Here is an 18748-nt window from a genome sequence, read left to right on the forward strand (position 1 = left end):
CCAGTTCGTCGGCAGAGCCCATTCGAGGCCGCCACCGACGGCCCAGCCGGTGTCGTTGTCCGTGTAGGCGACACCACCGGTGGCGTAGATCAGCACGCGATCGAAGGCGACACCGGCGCGCAGGCGGGTCGAACCCCACCAATCCGCAGAGTCCTCAAACCGGCCGGGAACGAAGGTGCCGCCGGCAAAGCCCGGACCCGGAATGAACACCGCATTGTTGTTGCCGTTGTCGATCCCCTGGATGTCGGTCTCGACACCGATCACGAACGAGCCGATCTGGTAGTTGTAGCCGATCTGGCCACCGCCGGTGAAGGCACCGTCGTTGTTGTTGTCGAAGATGAGCGTGCCCCCGGCGAGGCCGACAGGCATGCCAGGTCCTCCGAGGAACACAGGGTCATTGTTGCTGTTCCGCCAGCCCCAGCCCAAGTTGCCGCCGATATAGAAGCCGGTCCAGGTGAAGATCGGAGCAGCAATGATCGGGGCAGGCGGCGGCGCCTGGCGCGGAAGGTCGGCAGCGGAGGCAGCGGCTGCAACAAGCGTCACGCTTGCAACCCCTGCGAGGAGGCTAAGTACGCACTTTCTCATAACCGTAACCCCTTGATGTGGACTCACGGTAGAAACTTAAGCCTGTTCCGCTTCGGAATGCTATGGCAAAGGCGCAACACCTACATATTCGATCAGTATTCAATGGGTGCAAAAGTAGTACTACTTTCGATGGAGAGAATTTTATCCAAAAGTTTAGAAAATAGGCTTCGCAACAAGACCTTGAAAGCCATTTGACTTTACTTTGAAGGCATGTCCTAATGATCACGTTTTCGGCTTGACAACCGAAGGCGAGGAGATCACTCAACCCTGCCCTTTGGGCGGGGTTTTTTCTGGTCCACGACGCTGTGGCGTGTCCTCATTACAGATCGCCCAACAGCAACTGAGCCTGATTGTTCGACTTGGGCTTTGCGCTCTTCTTCTGGGATGAAGAGGCGGTTTTCATCGCGCGGCGTTCAGGCCGCTTTCGATCATCGGTACCGGCCATCCGCGCCTTGGCCTTGTCTCGCGCGATGGCCTCCGGCGCGTTCGGATCGTCATGGAGCCACTTGCCGCGTTTGATCACCTCGTTCACGCGCCCCTGATTGACGCCCAACTGGAATGCGATTTCCTGCTGCGTCATCTCCGTCGTCCCGTGAAGTTCCAGGATTCGCCGGGCGAGTTCGGGTGTCATCTTCCGCCCCGTGATGCGGCGTGCGGGCGCCAAGGAGCGTTTGGAGCGATCCCGCTCCCGAAGTTTCTCCAGAATGGCGAGCGCCATGTTCATTCCCTGCTCGCGCAGGGCATCCTCGAATTCCTTGAGCGTGGTCAAATCGAACGCACTCCTTCAAAGAAACGGACAAGAACCTTCGCGAGCCTCGGACCCAAAAGTGCATCTCCTTTTGGGATCTATTCCGATGCTCCGATTTCCAACTCGCGCATCATGCGGCAAACCGAGCCCGCTTTCCTCACGATGCGCAACGCCCCTCCAGGTTCAACGGCCACGCTGCGGCTTGGTTTCACCGGATGCGGTCGCGCCTCACTCTTCCTCTTCCTTGCAGGGCCAGGTTTTCGGTGGATTGAGACCGGCAGGAAGTTTCGTCTGCGCTGTGCCGCAGGCGATATCGATCTGCGCTTGCGTGAGACCGGTGACGCCGCTGAGATCGGCACCGCCGATCTGCGTTAGGTAAAGGTAGGAGCCCGTCAGGTTCACGCCCTTCATATCCAGCCCATCCAGACGGGATCGCGAGAGATTGGAATAGCTGAAGTCCACACCGGCGATCTTCGCGCTCTGGAACAGCACCCGAGCGAGTTCCGCCTTCGAGATGTTGGCTCCCGAAAGATCGGCGCCGCTGAAGTCGGACCGATTCAGTTCGGACTTGCTGAAATTCGCTCCTGCGGCTTTGACCTGGGCAAAGTTCGAACGGTTCATATCGGCGGAGCCGAAATCGGCGGCCGTCAGGTTGGCTTGACCGAAATTGGCGCGCCAACCGAGCGCCTTGGTGAAATTGGCCTTCGACAGATCGGCGCCCTCGAAGCGGGTGCGGCTGATTTCCGTTTCGCTCAGGTTGGCACCTGCCATTTTGGAGGAGGCGAAATCGCTCAATGTCAGCAATGAGCGCTGGAAGTGAGTACCCGTCAGGTCTTCGTTGGTCAGCATCAGCCGGGCCTTCGAGCAGCCGGACCAGTCTACCCCCGGCCCCGGAGCATCCTGACACTTGGCCCAGGCCGGACCGGCACAGACGACGAGGGCGATCAGGACACCTGCTGTCTTCACGAGGGAACGGTCCTCCATGCAATCCTCTCACGATTCTCTTTAGTTACTTAGGCATTGCCTCCAGCCAGAGGAGGCCCTCCGGCGAAACTTTCCTAATGGAGGACACGGGAGAGGCAAGTTTCCTCATTGCATGGCGAGTAACGGATCGGCCGGAAACAAGCGCAGCGATACAAGACTCGACATCCCGTTGTTATGGCCTAGCTTCTGCTGCAATCTTCGTGGAGTAAAGCCATGCGTCCTTCCGTAACGTTTCCTCTCCTGATGCTCGCCGGAATTGCCTTGAGCGGTTGTGCCTCCGGCGCGGCGCCGATGGGGGTCCTGCCCCGCGATCCGGTTCCTCCCCCGCCCTCCATCTCAGGAAACAACGTACGCCCCTCTGCCGCCGCTCCGCGGACCGGCTCGTCCTCCCAGCGCCGGGGCCTGAGCGTGCCGGGCCAGACCTCGGCTCCCCGCCCCTGACCTCCCCGGAGAGGAAGCATCGGTCGGGTGCCGACGACCGATGCGAACGCCGAGGGATCGCACTCTCCTTAAGAGCCTTCAGCCCTGCGCCAATGCGCAACTGGCGCCAATTCCTATCCTGATGATATATGCCGTTCCGATGAATCAGAAGGCGGGATGAGGGTTGATGACTTGGTTTGAAGCAATCGGCTGGTTCGGCGCAGTCCTTGCTGTCACGGGCAGCGCGATGAAAACGATCATCCCGCTGCGTTGCATCGGGATCGGAGCCAATATCTGCTCCCTGATCTTCTCGTCGTTCACCGGGAACTATCCGAGCATCGTCGTCAACCTGATCCTGCTGCCGCTGAACAGCATCCGGCTGTATCAGATGCTGGGCCTGATCAAGCGCGTGAAGCAGGCCTCCAAGAGCGACCTGTCCATGGAGTGGCTGAAACCCTTCATGACACGTCGCAAGACCGCGGCCGGCGAAGTGCTTTTCGCCAAGGGCGATACCGCCAATTGCATGTATTTCACGATTTCCGGGCGCTATCGCCTGAAGGAAATCGATATCGAGCTCCTTCAGGGGCAGGTTGTCGGCGAGATGGGCTTCATGTCGCCTCACAACACGCGCTCCCAGACGCTCGAATGCCTGGAGGGGGGCGAGGTTCTCAGCATCTCCTACGACGAGGTGCGCCAGCTTTATTTCCAGAATCCTGAATTCGGCTTCTACTTCCTGCGCCTTGCCAGCGAACGCCTCTTCTCGAACATGGAGAAGATGGAAGAGGAGATCGCCCGTCTCCGCGCCGAACTGCCGGATGTCGGGCCGGTTCAAAAGGCGGCCTCGGCTTGACGCATCGCGCGGCCCCGGAGGGCCGCTCGAACGATCCGCCACGAGACGGAGCATCGTGGCTCCCCGAAGCGGATCAGCAGCCCGCTCCCGCGCTTTAGAATGCCTATAAGGAAGCCACAGTTTAGAATTCTTATAAGTTATTGAAATCACTTGATTTTATCTTGACCCGGCACCGCCGCCATGGTTCTTGCAGCGCTAGCACGGCCGGCTCCGACGCCGGCCCTGCCATGGTTGCTGGAGGAATTCATGAAGGTGAACGTTTCGTTTGCGCGCGGGCTGCTTTTCGGCGCTGCGGCTCTCGGCATGCTGGCGGGTTCGAGCCTCACGGCCTCGGCCGAGGAAGTGCTGAACATCTACACCACCCGCGAGCCCGGCCTCATCAAGCCCGTCCTTGACGAGTTCACCAAAGAGACCGGCATTCGTGTCAATACGATCTTCATCGCCAACGGCCTCGAAGAGCGCATCCGCGCCGAGGGCCAGAACAGCCCCGCCGACGTGATCATCACCGTCGATATCGGCCGTCTCGCAGCCGCGAAGGATTACGGCGTGACTCAAGCCGTGAAATCCGAGGCGCTCGAAAAGGTCATCCCTGCGGCCTATCGTGATCCGGAAGGCCACTGGTTCGGCATCGCCCTGCGCGGTCGCGTCGTCTACGCCTCCAAGGAGCGCGTGAAGCAGGACAAGATCACCTATGAGGAGCTTGCCGATCCCAAGTGGAAGGGCAAGGTCTGCATCCGCTCGGGCCAGCATCTCTACAACATCAGCCTGATCGCCGCCATGATCGCCCACAAGGGCGAGGCCAAGGCCGAGGAATGGCTCAAAGGCGTGAAGGCCAACCTGGCCAAGAAGCCCTCGGGCGGCGACCGCGAGCAGGCCAAGGACATCCTTGCCGGCGTCTGCGACATCGCCGTCGGCAACACCTACTACGTCTCGCTCATGCTCAACGGAAACGACGCCGAGCAGAAGAAGTGGGGCGAGGCGATCAACGTGATCCTCCCGACCTTCGAAGGCGGCGGCACGCATGTGAACGTCTCGGGCCTGGCTCTGACGAAGTACGCGCCGAACAAGGCGAACGCGGTGAAGTTCATGGAATACATGGTCTCCGACGCATCCCAGCAGATCCACGCCGAAGCCAATTCCGAATACCCGGTCAAGGCGGGCATCAAGATCCACCCGACCATCGCGTCCTTCGGCGAACTCAAGGCCGACAACATCCCGATCGCCGAGATCGCGAAGCTGCGCAAGAAGGCCAGCGAGCTGGTCGACAAGGTCGGCTTCGACCAATAAGACATGGGGCAGCTTTTCCAGCCGCTCTCTCCTGATCCCAAGAGGCGCTGCCGGTGACGGCGGCGCCATTTCCATTTGACCGTGATCGCAGAAACTCAGACCGCATTCCGACTTCCGTCCCGGCGAAAGGCAAAGCGCCTCCCATGGTGGCTCTCGGCCGCCGTGGCAGCCATCGGTCTTGTCGTTCTTCTGCCGCTTGCCGCGCTGATCGAAATCGCCGCCGAAGGCGACACGGAGATCTGGCCGCATCTCATCGCGAACGTTCTGCCGTCGAGCACCATCGACACCCTGGCGCTGCTCGCCGGGATCGGCATCGTGGCAGGCTCCATGGGCATCACGGCGGCTTGGCTCGTCACGGCCCACCGCTTTCCGGGTCGCGGCATTCTGGTGTGGCTTCTGCCCTTGCCGCTCGCGGTGCCGACTTACATCACGGCTTATATCTACGTCGAAGTCTTCGATTCCGCCGGCCTCGTCCAGATGGCTCTTCGCGACATCATGGGGTGGACGTCACGAGGCGATTACTGGTTTCCCGAGATCCGCTCGCTTCCCGGCTGCATCTTTGTGATGTCCGCGGTGCTCTATCCGTACATCTATATCGCCGCGCGGGCGATGTTCCTGACTCAGAGCGCCAGCATGCTGGAAGTGGCGCGCACGCTCGGCGCCAGCCGCATCAAGCTCTTCCGCATCATCGCCCTTCCCCTGGCCCGCCCCGCCCTCGCCGTCGGCGTTTCCCTCGCCCTCCTGGAAGCTCTGAACGACATCGGCGCGAGCGAGTATCTCGGCGTGCGCACGCTCACCGTTTCCGTCTACAACACCTGGCTCAACCGCGGCAGCCTGCCGGGCGCGGCGCAGATCGCCTGCGTCATGCTGACCTTCGTGATCGGCCTGATCCTGATCGAGCGCTACGGCCGCCGCGACAGGCGCTACGCCGCTTCGCCCAAGCGGCACCGCACCGTGCACCCGGTCCCGCTTTTCGGTATCCGCGGCTGGATCGCGACGTTTCTCTGCGCCGTTCCAGTCGTCCTGGGCTTCATCATCCCGACGGCGTTTCTGCTGCGCGAGACCCTGCGCGGCCGCCTCATCGATCAGTTCGACGCGGAATTCCTCGCGCACTTCATGACGACCATCGGCCTCTCGGTCGTGGCGACCTGCACCGTCCTGGTCCTCGCGGTGGTGCTCGTCTCGGCCGCCCGCCTGTCCAAGAATTCCCTGACCAGGAGCGCGCTCTTCGTCGCGGGCCTGGGTTACGCCCTGCCCGGTACGGTTCTGGCGCTCGGTCTGATGACGCCGCTCGTCGGGATCGACAATCTGATCGGAACCCTGTGGCGCAGCCTCACCGGCGAGCGTATCGGCCTCCTCCTGATGGGCGCCGCGGGCGGCATCGTCATCGCCTATGTGATCCGCTTCCTGTCCATCGCCACCGGCTCCCTCTCGGCCGGGCTGGACCGGGTGTCGCCGAGCCTCGAGGACGCGGCGCGGACGCTGGGCGCCTCGCGACGGGAGATGGTCTGGGCGATTCAGATCCCGCTCATGCGCCCGGCTCTCGCCAGTGCCGCCCTGCTGATCTTCGTCGATTGCATCAAGGAGCTGCCGGCAACCCTGCTGCTGCGGCCTCTCAATACGGAAACGCTCTCGACGCTCGTCTATACGTATGCCTCGCGGGGCCGCTTCGAGGACGGTTCGCTCGCGGCCCTCGTCATCGTCCTCGTCGGTCTGCTCCCGGTCATCCAGCTTGTGCGCAGCGCCGAGGCGCGGCCGAGAGCAGCGGAGAGTGCAGGCAGTTCGGCATCCGATGAGCCGGCCTGAGACCGACACTTGCTTGAGCCCTGATCCTGACGAGCGAAGCGTCTCCAGTACACTCCGGGACCACCTTCGAGACGGTGCTTCGCACCTCCTCGGGATGAGGTGAGAGTTTTATGAGCCTGCCTCTGAGGAGCTATCGCCTTTCGATAAGGTAGACCACCGCATGGGCGCGACTTACGATGTCGTGCGGCAGGCTGGAGCATCGGCGTCAAAGGTGGACATGCACCGTATGACTGGTGGACATGCACCGTATGACTCCGTTGCTTCGTTCCTTGAAGTGCGCATCGCCAGGCGCGGACCCGGACGGCCGCGTCAGCGAACGCCCGGGTCTAGCGACGCGCCCATCGGAGTGTGAGTAGCATGAGGAAGCGGCTATTCTGGTGGAGCGGTTTGGGCGTCGCCGCGCTTCTCGCAACGATCGGCGCAACCTGGATTCTCTCCCTGCCTCCCAGGCCGGATGTCGGCGCCGCGCTTCCGATTGCGAAGGAAGAAGCCGATGCCATGCTGGCGGCCCTGAAGCCGCCGAAGCGCCAGCGTCCGCTCGTTGCCATCGTCGGTCTCAACGACGCGACCGAGACCACCGATTATCTCATGCCTTATGGCATCCTCAAGCGTGCCGATGTGGCCGACGTGGTGGCGCTGGCGACGAAGCCCGGACCGGTGACGCTGTACCCGGCCTTCAAGGTCGTGCCGGACATGACGGTCGCGGATTTCGATGCCCGACACCCGGACGGCGCCGATTACGTCATCGTTCCCGCCATGAGCCGCGACGACGACCCGGCCGTCCTGCAATGGCTCAAGAAACAAGCCGACAACGGCGCGATGATCGTCGGCGTCTGTGCCGGCGCCAAGATCGTCGGCGAGGCGGGACTGCTCGACGGCAGGGAGGCCACGACGCACTGGTACTATCTCGACGAATTGCGCAGGAAACATCCCGCCGTCCACTTTGTCGCGGACCGGCGGCTGGTCGTCGACCGGGGCGTCGTGACGACGACCGGGATCACCGCTTCCATGCCGATGGCACTCACCTTGATCGAGGCGATCGCGGGTCGGAGCAAGGCCGAGGCGGTTGCCCGCGAACTCGGCGTTCCCCATTGGGACGCAAGCCACCGCAGCGATGCGTTCTCGTTTACGCGGCCCTTCGTCCTGACGATCATCGGCAACACCCTCGCCTTCTGGAACCGTGAGCAGCTCGGCATCGACCTCGGCCCCGGCGCCGACGAGGTGTCGCTGGCTCTCGCGGCGGATGCCTGGTCGAGGACCTACCGGTCGCGCGCCGTGACGTTCGCGCGGACGGAAGACGCGCTCGAGACCCGCAGCCGCATCCGTATCATTCCCGACAAGGTAGCCATGAGCTGGTCGGCGGAACACCTGCTTCCGGCAATCGGAAGTCAGCGACCGGCCCAGGCTCTGGATCAGGCGCTCCAGGGGATCGCAGCGCGTTACGGCAATCCCACGGCCGATCTCGTCGCCATGCAGCTCGAATACAGGCGCTGAGGCTCGCCGGTCAGGACGGCCACTGGTCGAGCACGACCTCGCTGGTGACCGTCTCGACCTGATAGCTGAAGCGCTTCGTGTAGAGCGTCAGGAGGGAATCGTGTCCTTCGTCCGATGAGCTGCACACGCCATCGGTGACGATCACGACCCGCAGCCCCAGATCGACCGCGCCGAGCACAGTGGCGAGAACGCACATGTCGGTCTCGGAGCCGGTGATCAGCAGGGTATCGATGCCGCGCTCGCTCACGAGATCGCGCAGCTTGTGCCCGGCGAAGGCGGAATAGACCGGTTTGTCGAGGACGACGGCAGGCGGCGCGAGCCGCTGCAGCGAGGGCATCAGGTCCAGCATTCGCGGATCGAGGTGTTCGCGAGTGACCTCACGCCATTGCTCGTAATAGCCGCGCCATGCCCCGGGCATATCCTCGGGCCGGTAGGGGGGAATGAAGCGGGTGAAGACCGTTCGATCCGGAGCCCGCTCGGCAATCCGCGCGACCGTCGGCAGCACACGCTCCATCCATGGGGTCGGCCAAGGCCCATCCGGTGAAAAGAGGCGCTGCATGTCGATGCACAGGTGGAGCGTGGCGGGACCGAGGGGCGTCATATCCATCAGGTAAAAGGGGGACGACGCCGGGCAAACGGGCCCGCGTTGGCTCAGGTTCCCTCGAAAAGCAAACGGGCCCCGAGGATCCCCCGAGGCCCGCATGTAACTCCCGGCCGGAGCGACGCTCAGGCGGCGTTGGACTGGCTGCCGTTCAGGGCGACCTTGAAGGTGGCCTGGGTCTTGGCCTTGATCTCGTCCACGGTCACGCCGTCGGCGAGCTCGATCAGGGTCATGCCCGATCCGCCCTTCTTGTCGATGGCGAAAACCCCCAGATCGGTGATCACCAGATCCACCACCCCGGTGCCGGTCAGCGGCAGGTTGCAGCTTTTGAGCAGCTTCGGGTCCTCAGAGCCATCCTTGGCCTTCGCCACGTGCTCCATCACCACGACCACGCGCTTGACACCCGCCACGAGGTCCATGGCCCCGCCCATGCCCTTGACCATCTTGCCCGGGATCATCCAGTTGGCGAGATCGCCGTTCTCGGCCACCTGCATGGCGCCCAGGATCGACAGGTCGATGTGGCCGCCGCGGATCATGCCGAAGGAATCGGCGGACGAGAAGTAGCTCGTCGTCGGCAGCGCGGTGATCGTCTGCTTGCCAGCATTGATGAGATCCGCGTCCTCCTCGCCCTCGTAGGGGAATGGGCCCATACCGAGCATGCCGTTCTCCGACTGCAGCTGAACGCGCATGCCCTTGGGGATGTAGTTCGACACCAGCGTCGGAATGCCGATGCCGAGATTCACGTAGAAGCCGTCGCGCAGCTCCTTGGCCGCGCGCGCGGCCATCTGGTCACGGGTCCAGGCCATCAGACTGTCTCCTCACGTTTGCGGGTCGTGCGTTGCTCGATGTGCTTGACCGGGTTCGGCACATGCACCATGCGCTTGACGAAGATGCCTGGGGTATGGATGCAGTCCGGGTCGATCTCGCCGGCCGGCACCAGATGCTCGACCTCGGCGATGGTCAGGCGCGAGGCCGTGGCCATCATCGGATTGAAGTTGCGCGCGGTCTTCCGGAAGACGAGGTTGCCCTCGGTGTCGCCCTTGAAGGCATGGACGATGGAGATGTCGGCGAACAGCCCCGTCTCCATGACGTATTTCTCGCCGTTGAAATCGCGCACCTCCTTGCCCTCGGCAATCAGGGTGCCGACGCCGGTCTTGGTGTAGAAGGCCGGGATGCCCGCGCCGCCGGCGCGGATGCGCTCGGCCAGCGTGCCCTGCGGGTTGAACTCGAGCTCGAGCTCGCCGGAGAGGAACTGCTGGGCGAACAGCTTGTTCTCGCCCACGTAGGAACTGATCATCTTGCGGATCTGCCGGGTCTCGAGCAGGCGGCCCAGGCCGATGCCGTCCACACCGGCATTGTTGGAGATGAAGGTCAGGTCCTTCGCCCCCGAATCACGGATCGCTTCGATCAGCGTCTCCGGAATGCCGCACAGGCCGAAGCCGCCGGCCATGATGGTCATGCCATCCTTGACCGCACCGGCCAGCGCTGCCCGCGCATCGCTGTAAACCTTATCCATCAAAACCTCTCCCCATGGGCATGTTCATGCTCGTTAGAAGCGTCCGAAGATAGACTTCGGGAGCGAATTGCGACGTTTTGGTCGCAGGCCGCTCGGCCACGAATGGGGGGCACCCTGCAACTTGGCCTCAATTTAGACAATCCCTTCCTATGGATATATAGGAACGATCCAAGATTTCGGCCTTGCCTGAGGACATCTCCTCGTGGTCGCTTGCTAGGCCGGGCCCAAGGTTTACAACGCATATTCCATGTCCCGCCGCATAGTCCTCCTCCTTGCGCTGATTTCGCTCGCCGTTCTCGGAACGGCCGCCTCTCCGTGGACATTGCCCGGCGGCGGCCTGTCCGCGGAGCTGACGCAGCATGTGAGGGAAAAATACGGGCTCGACCTGACGGTCAGAGGCCGCAGCACCTTCGCGGTTCTGCCGATCCCAAGGGTCAAGTTCGAGGATGTGACGCTGCAGTTCCCGGATCAGGCCCTGAAGGCGGAAGGCGGAACCCTGAGAGGAGAGCTTCGCCTCTTGCCCCTCCTCCTCGGGCGAATCGAACTTTCGGATTTCGACCTGACCGATAGCCGCATCACGGCATCGCTCCAGGCTCTGCAATCGGTCAAATGGGCGGAGGTCCTCAAGGACCGGACGAGAGAAACCTATGCCCGGCGGCTCATCATCAACAAGTCCACCCTGCGCTGGACCGACCTGAAGGAAGCCAACCTCGACCAGATCAACCTCGTCATCCGCTGGGCCGATGTGGCCGAGCCCCTGACCCTGTCGGGCTCCGCCCTCTGGCGGGACGAGGTGATTGCCCTCGAACAGGCCTCCGTCTTCCCCGACCTCCTGGTCTCGGACCGGATCAGTCCCTTCGCGCTGACCCTTTCCACGCACTCCGCCCGTGTCACGGCCGAAGGCGAGGCACAGCTCGGCGCAACGCCTCGGATCACGGGAGAGAGCACCGTCAAGGCCAAGTCCGTCCGCGACTTCACCCGCTGGAGCGGCGTAGACCTGCCCTTCGGCCCGCTTCTGCGCTCGGTTTCCCTTGCAGGCGAGTTCTCGATGGATCGCCGGCGCCTGTCCTGGCCCGCCGTTTCGGTGACGCTTGGCGACGACAAGCTGGAAGGGACCGTGGGCGTCCGCTTCGATACGGAGCGCCCCGTGATCACCGGCACGCTCGCGGCCGACACGCTCAACCTGTCGGACCTCTTCGCCCCCTTCTCCCAGGCCCGGACATCCTCCGGCGCCTGGAGCGAGGAGAATATCGACCTGACCCGCACCACCGGCACCGATCTCGATCTGCGCCTCTCGGCCGCGAGTGCGAGCCTCGGCCGCCTCAGCCTCGATGACATGGCGGCCAGCGTGCTTGTCCAGCCTGGGCGGATCGAGGCATCGATCGGCAGGGCCGGCTTCCAGGACGGTAGCCTGAAAGGCCGCCTCTCGCTGGTGAAACAGGACGGACAGGTCGAATTCAAGAGCCAGGGGACGTTCGCCGGGGTGAAGATCGCCCCCTTCCTGGCCGCCGTGGGCGAGCCACGCTGGATCACTGGCCTGGCCTCCGGACAGTTCAGCTTCGAGGGATTGGGGAAGAATCCTGCGGACGTGATCCGTGAGGCCCAGGGCCGCTCCGCCATCGAGGTCGTCGATGGGGAGATCGTCGGCATCGCTCTCGACGATGCCCTTCGCCGGGTGGACAAGCGTCCGCTGCTCGCGTCCCTCAACTGGAAAGGCGGTCGGACGCCTTTCAATAAGGCGCAGGCGCAGATCCTGGTGAAGGACGGCGTCGGGGAAATCGCGGAAGCCCATCTGAAAGGCCCCACCGTGCAGGCCGCGCTTCAGGGTCAGGTGCTTCTGGTCGACCGCACGATCAGCCTGACGGCGAACGTTTCGCCGGCCGGCGCGCCCGCGAGCCAATCGCCGGCACTCGTGTTCAACGTGATCGGCGATTGGGACAACGTGGCCGTATCCCCGCAGGTCCGCTCCCTCATCGAGCGCTCGGGCGCAGCCAAGCCCCTCTTCCCGTCGGAGCGCGTCCCCGCCGACGAGCAGCGCCCCCAGGCGGTCGCTCAGTGAGCCTTGCGCAGGGCTGAGCGCTTGGTGAGCAGGGTCGCTGCGATCACCCCGAACGTCACGATGCCGATGAGGATCGTGGAGGCCGCATTCACCTCCGGCGAAAGCCCGAGCCTCACCTGACTGTAGATCTTGATAGGCAAGGTCGTCGCGCCCGGCCCCGCGTTGAAGCTCGCGACCACCAGATCGTCCATGGACAGGGTGAAGGCGAGCAGGAAGCCCGCCACGATGGACGGCGCGATGAGCGGCAGGGTCACGGAAAAGAACGTGCGCAGCGGCGGCGCGCCGAGATCCATGGCAGCCTCTTCGAGCGAGCGGTCGAAGGTCATGAGGCGCGACTGCACCACCACCGTGACGAAGCACATGGTGAGCGTGGTGTGCGCGAGCGTGATCGTCCAGAAGCCGCGATCCAGGTCGATGGCGACGAAGAACAACAGCAGCGACAGGCCGGTGATGACCTCCGGCATGACCATCGGAGCATAGACCATGCCGGTGAAGAGCGTCCGTCCCGGAAACCGTCCGTAGCGGGTTAATGCGAGCGCCGCGAGAGTGCCGAGAACCGTCGCCAGCATTGCCGAGAGAAGCGCGATCCGCACCGTGACCCAGGCCGCCTCCATGAGGGACTGGTTGCGGAAGAGCGCGCCGTACCACTGGGTCGAGAAGCCGCCCCACACGGTCACGAGGCGGGACGCGTTGAACGAATAGATCACCAGAAGCAGGATCGGCAGATACAGGAAGGCGAAGCCGATCACGAGCGAGGTGACGTTGAAGAGACTCAGGCGCCGGTTCATGGCCTTGCCTCCACCCGCCGCGCCTCGACATCCCGGTAGATCACGATGGGTACAACGAGAATGATGAGGAGCAGGATCGCGACCGCGGAAGCCAGTGGCCAGTCGCGGTTGGAGAAGAACTCGCTCCAGAGCTGTCGTCCGATCATCAAGGTTTCCGATCCGCCGAGCAGATCGGGAATGACGAACTCGCCCACCGCCGGGATGAAGCACAGGAGCGATCCCGCGACGATCCCGGGCATGGCGAGCGGCACGGTGATGGTCCAGAAGGACCGCCAGGGCGTCGAGCCGAGATCGAGGGCCGCTTCGAGCAGCGTGTCGTCCATCTTCTCCAGCGTCGCGTAGAGCGGCAGCACCATGAAGGGCAGATAGGCATAGACGATGCCGATATAGACCGCCGTCTCGGTGTTGAGGATGTCGAGCGGCTCCGAGATCAGGCCGAGCCCCATGAGCGCCTGCGTGAGCAGCCCTTCGGGCTTCAGGATGGCGACCCATGCATAGATGCGGATGAGAAAGCTCGTCCAGAACGGCAGGATGACGAGCGCCACCAGCAGCGAACGGTAGCGCTCGGGCGCGCGGGCCATGCCGTAGGCGATGGGAAAGCCCACGAGCAGGAGAAGCACCGTGGAGACGGCCGCGATGCGCACGGATGAGAGCGTCGCGCGGAAATAAAGATCGTCCTGCGTCAGGAGTTCGAAATTCTCCAGATCGAGTCCGCTGAAGAATCCCGCAATGTCGCTCCACTCGAAGACCGGCTTATAGGGCGGCTGGGCCACCGCCGGGTCCGACAGGCTGATCTTGAGCACGATCAGGAACGGCACGAGGAAGAACACGCCGAGCCAGAGATACGGCACGGCCGGCACGAGACCGGCCGCCAGGCGTCGTGCGAAGGGGCGCTCCGTCATGGTCATTCCGCCAGGATCACGGCCACATCGGGCGCGAAGGTGACATAGACCTGCTCGTCCCAGTCGATGGGGTTCTCGACGAAGCGGGACGCATTGGCGCGGGTGACCCGCAGGATCTCGCCGGTGGCGAGCCTGACGCGATAGACCGTCCAGTCGCCGAGATAGCCGATGTCCCACACTTCCCCGGTGAGCACGTTGAGCGCATCGGAACGCGGCGGATCGCGCTGGATCACCATCTTCTCCGGCCTCACGGCGATCGCCACCGCCTGGCCGGAATGCAGCACCTCGTCCGGGTCGTCGATGGTGAGCGGCGCCTGAGACGATGAGGTCTCGACGCGCCAGAGGCCGTTTTCCTGCCCCTGCACATGGCCTTCGAGGATGTTCACGTCGCCGACGAATTCGGCGATGAATCGCGTCTTGGGCTGCTCGTAGATCTCGCCCGGCGTCGCCACCTGGGCGATCCGGCCGTGATCCATCACGGCGATCCGGTCGGCCATGGTCATGGCCTCTTCCTGGTCGTGCGTGACCACCACGAAGGTCATGCCGAGCTCGTGCTGGATGTCCATCAGCTCGAACTGGGTCTCTTCGCGCAGCTTCTTGTCGAGGGCCCCAAGCGGCTCGTCGAGGAGCAGAACCTTGGGCTTCTTGGCCAGAGCCCGGGCGAGCGCGACGCGCTGGCGCTGGCCACCGGAGAGCTGGCTCGGATAGCGCCGGGCGAGCTTCTCGAGCTGCACGAGGCGCAGCATCTCCCCGACCCGCTCGGCGATCTGGTCCTTCGGCATCCCGTCCTGCTTCAGGCCGAAGGCGATGTTCTTCTCCACGCTCATGTGCGGGAAGAGCGCATAGGACTGGAACATCATGTTCACGGGCCGGCGATAGGGCGGCACGCCGGCCAGGCTCTGTCCCGCCAGAGAGATCACGCCCTCGCTCGGCGTCTCGAAGCCCGCGAGCATGCGCATGAGGGTGGTCTTGCCGCAGCCGGACGGGCCGAGCAGGCAGAAGAACTCGCCTTCGAAGATGTTCAGGGAGAGATGGTCCACCGCCATCGCGTCTCCGAACCGCTTCGTGACGTTGTCGAAGCGGATGAGCGGCTTGGCATCGGGATTGGACCAGGGCGCGAAGGCGCGACGCACGGCGCCGACGGAGGCGGATTGGCGAGACGGAGGAGGCAAGATGCTTCGACTTCGACCTTGAACGAGGAAACCAGCCGGCAAGCTATGATGTTCGTCTCGCAAGAACAACAATTTAAACGGCTTTAACCACCGGATCGAGAGCGGCAATTCCTGCAACCCTGCCCTGCCCGTTCAGCGCCGCGGGGCACCTTGCGTCGGCATAGGGAAAGGAGTAGCAAGGCCTCACATTATTAGCACCCTAATAATACGCCCACTAGGTCGCAAGAACATGACTCCAGCCAAGGCGGCGTTCTCCGAGGAACTCTGGAAGATCAGCCGGAAGATGCGTACGCTGTTCGACGCCCGCGTCCGCGCCCAGGGCCTGACCCTGCCACGGGCCCGTGCCCTGATCTTCCTCGGCAAGAAGGAAGGCATGACCCAGACCGAATTGGCGGATGCGCTGGAAATCGAGGGCCCGACCCTGGTCCCTCTTCTCGACAGCCTGGAGAAGCAGGGCCTGATCGAGCGCCGGCCGGTGGACGGCGACCGGCGGGCCAAGCAGATCGCCCTCACGGCGGCGGGACAGGAGCAGGCAGCCCATGTGGACCTGCTCGTGAAGGAATTCCGCAGCGACGTGCTCAAGGATGTCAGCGAGGACGATCTCAGGGCTGCCATCCGCGTCTGCGAGGCCATGGGCCGGAACATCGAAGCCTCAAGCTGATTGACGTTCCTTCCATGACCGCAGAACCTCCTAATCGCCCGTCCGTGAACGAGCGTTCCGATGCCACCGGCTCCGAGGTCGAGACCCCTTCGCGGCCGATGGCCTCGCAGGCGCCGCCCGCCCCTCCGGCGGCGCCTGCCCCCATGCCCTGGCCCCGGGCGGCCCTCTACATGCTGGCCTCGCTGCTCCTGTCCCTCACCCAGGGACTGGGGATGAACCTGGCCGCAGCGAACCTGCCCCAGCTTCAGGGGCCGCTCGGCGCCACCACCAACGAGGTCACATGGCTGATCGCCGCCTATATGGCGCCGAATGTCAGCCTCACGCTGATCCTGGTGAAGGTCAGGGCCCAATACGGCCTCCGCCGTTTCGCGGAGCTGAGCATTCTCCTGTTCGTGCTCGTGATGCTGCTGCACATCTTCGTTCGGGATCTGCAATCGGCCCTTATCGTGCGCTTCTTCAGCGGGATCGCGGCATCTCCGATCTCGACGCTGGCCTTCCTCTACATGCTGGAGCCGCTTCCGCCCGAAAAGAAGCTGAGCGTCGGGCAGCCCCTCGTGCTCACGAACATCGCATTGGGCGTCCCTCTGGCCCGTCTTATCTCGCCGGATCTTCTGACCTTGGGCGACTGGCATGGCCTGTATCTCTTCGAGATCGCGCTCGCCATGATGGCGTTCGCGGCCGTGTACCTTCTGCCCCTGACACCGCCGCCGCGGGCCAAGGTCATCCACTGGCTCGATTTCGTCAGCTATTGCTTCATCGCCGTCGGCTTCGGGCTCATCGCCATGGTCTTCGCCCTGGGGCGGGTCTATTGGTGGTTCGAAGCGCCCTGGCTCGGCGTCATGCTCGCCGTCGGCATCGCGTCGCTGACCTGCGCGATCCTGATCGAGCTCAACCGCGAGAATCCTTTTCTCGATGTCCGCTGGCTGACCAGCAAGGAGATCCTGCACCTCGCCGGAACCCTCCTGGTCTTTCGTCTCCTCATGTCGGAGCAGACCGCTGGCGCCTTCGCGTTCTTCCAAGCCCTAGGCCTGCAGAACGATCAGATGACGGTCCTGTCCCTGGTGGTCATCGGCGCGTCGATCGCGGGCGGCCTGTCCTACGTTCTCTTCGTCAGGCCGGGTCGGGAGAATGCTGCCCAGATGATCGCCTTGGGCCTGCTCCTGGTCGGGGCCCTCATGGACAGCAACGCGACGAACCTGACCAGACCCGAGCAGATGTATCTGAGCCAAGCGCTCATCGCCGTGGCCGGAGTCCTGTTCCTGCCGCCCGCCATGGCGACCGGGATGGCTCTCGCCCTGAAACGGGGGCCGACCTTCATCCTGAACTTCATCGTCATCTTCCTGACGACGCAGAGCCTCGGTGGCGTGATCGGCTCGGCCCTTGTCGGCACTTTCATCACCTGGCGCACGCGGTTCCATCTGCAGGACATGGCCGATCACCTCGCCTGGACCGACCCGCTCGTGACGCAGCGCCTCGCGCAGCTTGCCGGGTCCTACGGTCGTGTCCTCACGGACAGGTCCCTCCTCAACGCGGAAGGCGTGGCGCTTCTCGTCCAGCAGGTCACCCGCGAGGCCACCGTGCTCGCCTATAACGATGCCTTCCTGGCCATCGCCCTCTGCGCCGCCTTCGCCCTCGCGGCGATGATCCTCCACCTCGCGATCCGTTCGATCCGCAAAATCATTTCACCTGAACCGCAACCGGCCGCCACTTAGCACTCTCATGAGCAAGCTCTTCCGTTCCACCACCACCATCCTCGCAGCGATCATCGGTATCGCAGGCGTCGCCCTCGTGCTCTATGCATGGCGGCTTCCGCCCTTCACCAGCTCGGTTCAGACGACCGACAACGCCTATGTGCGCGGCCAGATCACGACCATCGCGCCCCAGCTCGCGGGCTATGTGGCCGAGGTGGCCGTCCAGGACTTCCAGCATGTGAAGGCCGGACAGCTTCTGGTGAAGATCGACGACCGCATCTTCGCCCAGAAGCTCGAACAGGCGAAAGCCACCCTGGCGAGCCAGCAGGCGGCCCTGACCAATTCCGAGCAGAAGGAACGCTCCGACCGCGCGCGCATCGAATCGAGCCGGGCGCAGGTCGACAGCACCAAGGCCGTCCTGAGCGCGGCGGAAGCGAGCTGGAACAGGATCGCGCCGCTTCTGGAGCGCGGAGTGGCGACGCAAAGCCAGGCCGACCAGGCCCGCGCCTCCCTCGACCAGGCAACCGCCGCCCTGCATCAGGCGGAGGCCGCCCTCACGGTCTCCCAGCAGGACCTCGCCTCCACGCTCGTCAACCGCCAGTCCCTCGAAGCGGCCGTTCAGGGCGCCGAGGCGGCCCTGCGCCTCGCGGAGATCGATCTGCAGAACACCCGGATCGTCGCGCCGGTGGAAGGACAGCTCGGCGAGGTCGGAGCCCGCCTCGGCCAGTATGTGGCGGCAGGCACGCAACTGCTCACGATCGTCCCGGAGCGGATCTGGATCATCGCCAATTTCAAGGAAACCCAGCTGCCGGGCATGCAGGTCGGCCAGCCCGTGACCTTCACCGTCGATGCGCTTCAGCATGCCGAACTGAAGGGGCAAATCGAGCGCTTCTCGCCTGCGGCAGGTTCCGAGTTCAGCGTGATCAGGACCGACAACGCGACCGGCAACTTCACGAAAGTGGCGCAAAGAGTGCCGGTCCGCATCGCCATCGCGCCGGGACAGGCGCTGGCGGAACGTCTCTCGCCCGGCATGTCCGTGGTGGTGAGCGTGGACACGGCATCTCGCCCGGCGGATGTCCCGGCAACGGGAACAAGCACGCAGCCTCAGGGCTCGACCGGAACACCACAGGCCGACCGGCGGTAGAGGCAGGACATTCAGTCCGAGGTGGAGGCAATTCAACCGC

General features: G+C 63.9%; 18 protein-coding genes. 9 read left to right on the forward strand and 9 right to left on the reverse strand.

The features are described from left to right. From DDF70_RS25115 to DDF70_RS25125, 3 genes are all read right to left on the reverse strand, one after another. On the reverse strand, positions 1–543 hold a 543-nt coding region (locus DDF70_RS25115; protein ID WP_162820648.1), incomplete at its 3' end, for an outer membrane protein. 361 nt (positions 544–904) lie between these two features. Then, positions 905–1354 (reverse strand): sigma factor-like helix-turn-helix DNA-binding protein, encoded by a 450-nt coding sequence (locus tag DDF70_RS25120; protein WP_114947505.1) that lies wholly within the window; start codon positions 1352–1354, stop codon positions 905–907. A 207-nt stretch (positions 1355–1561) separates the two neighbouring features. Then, positions 1562–2317: a pentapeptide repeat-containing protein gene (locus DDF70_RS25125; protein ID WP_114947506.1), complete on the reverse strand. Its 756-nt coding sequence runs from the start codon at positions 2315–2317 to the stop codon at positions 1562–1564. Positions 2318–2530: 213 nt separating this feature from the next. Here DDF70_RS25125 and DDF70_RS36915 point away from each other — a divergent pair, with 213 nt between their 5' ends. From DDF70_RS36915 to DDF70_RS25145, 5 genes are all read left to right on the forward strand, one after another. After that, positions 2531–2758 carry a hypothetical protein gene (locus tag DDF70_RS36915; RefSeq protein ID WP_162820649.1) on the forward strand — a complete coding sequence of 76 codons (228 nt, stop codon included), beginning with the start codon at positions 2531–2533 and terminating at the stop codon, positions 2756–2758. Between the two features lie 166 nt (positions 2759–2924). After that, positions 2925–3587 carry a Crp/Fnr family transcriptional regulator gene (locus tag DDF70_RS25130; RefSeq protein WP_114947507.1) on the forward strand — a complete coding sequence of 221 codons (663 nt, stop codon included), beginning with the start codon at positions 2925–2927 and terminating at the stop codon, positions 3585–3587. 246 nt (positions 3588–3833) lie between these two features. Continuing rightward, positions 3834–4874: a Fe(3+) ABC transporter substrate-binding protein gene (locus tag DDF70_RS25135; RefSeq protein ID WP_114947525.1), complete on the forward strand. Its 1041-nt coding sequence runs from the start codon at positions 3834–3836 to the stop codon at positions 4872–4874. Between the two features lie 162 nt (positions 4875–5036). Next, positions 5037–6680, forward strand: coding sequence for an ABC transporter permease (locus tag DDF70_RS25140; protein ID WP_114947526.1), 1644 nt, complete (start codon positions 5037–5039; stop codon positions 6678–6680). A 357-nt stretch (positions 6681–7037) separates the two neighbouring features. Further along, positions 7038–8174: a DJ-1/PfpI family protein gene (locus DDF70_RS25145; protein ID WP_114947508.1), complete on the forward strand. Its 1137-nt coding sequence runs from the start codon at positions 7038–7040 to the stop codon at positions 8172–8174. 10 nt (positions 8175–8184) lie between these two features. On the opposite strand, the gene DDF70_RS25150 is transcribed toward DDF70_RS25145, so the two are convergent. The 3 genes from DDF70_RS25150 to DDF70_RS25160 all read right to left on the reverse strand — a co-directional run bounded on the left by DDF70_RS25150 (position 8185) and on the right by DDF70_RS25160 (position 10291). Continuing rightward, positions 8185–8775, reverse strand: coding sequence for a cysteine hydrolase family protein (locus DDF70_RS25150; RefSeq protein WP_114947509.1), 591 nt, complete (start codon positions 8773–8775; stop codon positions 8185–8187). A gap of 125 nt (positions 8776–8900) precedes the next feature. Beyond that, complete coding sequence (locus DDF70_RS25155) at positions 8901–9581, reverse strand: 3-oxoacid CoA-transferase subunit B (RefSeq protein ID WP_114947510.1); 681 nt, start codon at positions 9579–9581, stop codon at positions 8901–8903. Next, positions 9581–10291, reverse strand: coding sequence for a CoA transferase subunit A (locus DDF70_RS25160; protein ID WP_114947511.1), 711 nt, complete (start codon positions 10289–10291; stop codon positions 9581–9583). Before DDF70_RS25160 ends, DDF70_RS25155 begins: the two co-directional genes overlap by 1 nt. Before the next feature lie 247 nt (positions 10292–10538). Here DDF70_RS25160 and DDF70_RS25165 point away from each other — a divergent pair, with 247 nt between their 5' ends. Then, on the forward strand, positions 10539–12350 hold the full coding sequence (locus tag DDF70_RS25165; protein ID WP_114947512.1) for an AsmA family protein: 1812 nt from the start codon (positions 10539–10541) through the stop codon (positions 12348–12350). Here DDF70_RS25165 and DDF70_RS25170 read toward each other — a convergent pair. Genes DDF70_RS25170 through DDF70_RS25180 form a run of 3 tightly spaced genes read right to left on the reverse strand, consistent with a single transcriptional unit; the run spans position 12344 to position 15212 of the window. After that, on the reverse strand, positions 12344–13138 hold the full coding sequence (locus tag DDF70_RS25170) for an ABC transporter permease (RefSeq protein WP_114947513.1): 795 nt from the start codon (positions 13136–13138) through the stop codon (positions 12344–12346). The two genes, DDF70_RS25165 and DDF70_RS25170, sit on opposite strands and share 7 nt — an antisense overlap. Continuing rightward, positions 13135–14040, reverse strand: coding sequence for an ABC transporter permease (locus DDF70_RS25175; RefSeq protein WP_114947527.1), 906 nt, complete (start codon positions 14038–14040; stop codon positions 13135–13137). Before DDF70_RS25175 ends, DDF70_RS25170 begins: the two co-directional genes overlap by 4 nt. 2 nt (positions 14041–14042) lie before the next feature. Beyond that, a complete protein-coding gene (locus DDF70_RS25180; protein WP_162820650.1) occupies positions 14043–15212 on the reverse strand; it encodes an ABC transporter ATP-binding protein in 1170 nt (389 codons plus the stop codon). A 229-nt stretch (positions 15213–15441) separates the two neighbouring features. Between DDF70_RS25180 and DDF70_RS25185 the strand changes: the two genes are divergently transcribed. The 3 genes from DDF70_RS25185 (at position 15442) to DDF70_RS25195 (ending at position 18708) form a co-directional block, all read left to right on the forward strand. Further along, positions 15442–15873 carry a MarR family winged helix-turn-helix transcriptional regulator gene (locus tag DDF70_RS25185; protein WP_114947514.1) on the forward strand — a complete coding sequence of 144 codons (432 nt, stop codon included), beginning with the start codon at positions 15442–15444 and terminating at the stop codon, positions 15871–15873. Positions 15874–15971: 98 nt separating this feature from the next. Then, positions 15972–17585, forward strand: coding sequence for an MFS transporter (locus DDF70_RS25190; protein WP_170316118.1), 1614 nt, complete (start codon positions 15972–15974; stop codon positions 17583–17585). A gap of 7 nt (positions 17586–17592) precedes the next feature. After that, positions 17593–18708 carry an HlyD family secretion protein gene (locus tag DDF70_RS25195; protein ID WP_114947516.1) on the forward strand — a complete coding sequence of 372 codons (1116 nt, stop codon included), beginning with the start codon at positions 17593–17595 and terminating at the stop codon, positions 18706–18708. Positions 18709–18748: the final 40 nt, after the last annotated feature.

It is taken from the genome of Microvirga calopogonii (assembly GCF_003347665.1).
Taxonomy (GTDB): domain Bacteria; phylum Pseudomonadota; class Alphaproteobacteria; order Rhizobiales; family Beijerinckiaceae; genus Microvirga; species Microvirga calopogonii.

What these genes read in the sequence shown, in the direction of transcription:
- DDF70_RS25125 (WP_114947506.1), bottom strand. Translation starts at nt 2,317, where the DNA reads ATGGAGGACCGTTCCCTCGTGAAGACAGCAGGTGTCCTGATCGCCCTC.
- DDF70_RS36915 (WP_162820649.1), top strand. Translation starts at nt 2,531, where the DNA reads ATGCGTCCTTCCGTAACGTTTCCTCTCCTGATGCTCGCCGGAATTGCC.
- DDF70_RS25130 (WP_114947507.1), top strand. Translation starts at nt 2,925, where the DNA reads ATGACTTGGTTTGAAGCAATCGGCTGGTTCGGCGCAGTCCTTGCTGTC.
- DDF70_RS25135 (WP_114947525.1), top strand. Translation starts at nt 3,834, where the DNA reads ATGAAGGTGAACGTTTCGTTTGCGCGCGGGCTGCTTTTCGGCGCTGCG.
- DDF70_RS25145 (WP_114947508.1), top strand. Translation starts at nt 7,038, where the DNA reads ATGAGGAAGCGGCTATTCTGGTGGAGCGGTTTGGGCGTCGCCGCGCTT.
- DDF70_RS25150 (WP_114947509.1), bottom strand. Translation starts at nt 8,775, where the DNA reads ATGACGCCCCTCGGTCCCGCCACGCTCCACCTGTGCATCGACATGCAG.
- DDF70_RS25155 (WP_114947510.1), bottom strand. Translation starts at nt 9,581, where the DNA reads ATGGCCTGGACCCGTGACCAGATGGCCGCGCGCGCGGCCAAGGAGCTG.
- DDF70_RS25160 (WP_114947511.1), bottom strand. Translation starts at nt 10,291, where the DNA reads ATGGATAAGGTTTACAGCGATGCGCGGGCAGCGCTGGCCGGTGCGGTC.
- DDF70_RS25165 (WP_114947512.1), top strand. Translation starts at nt 10,539, where the DNA reads ATGTCCCGCCGCATAGTCCTCCTCCTTGCGCTGATTTCGCTCGCCGTT.
- DDF70_RS25170 (WP_114947513.1), bottom strand. Translation starts at nt 13,138, where the DNA reads ATGAACCGGCGCCTGAGTCTCTTCAACGTCACCTCGCTCGTGATCGGC.
- DDF70_RS25175 (WP_114947527.1), bottom strand. Translation starts at nt 14,040, where the DNA reads ATGACGGAGCGCCCCTTCGCACGACGCCTGGCGGCCGGTCTCGTGCCG.
- DDF70_RS25185 (WP_114947514.1), top strand. Translation starts at nt 15,442, where the DNA reads ATGACTCCAGCCAAGGCGGCGTTCTCCGAGGAACTCTGGAAGATCAGC.
- DDF70_RS25190 (WP_170316118.1), top strand. Translation starts at nt 15,972, where the DNA reads ATGGCCTCGCAGGCGCCGCCCGCCCCTCCGGCGGCGCCTGCCCCCATG.
- DDF70_RS25195 (WP_114947516.1), top strand. Translation starts at nt 17,593, where the DNA reads ATGAGCAAGCTCTTCCGTTCCACCACCACCATCCTCGCAGCGATCATC.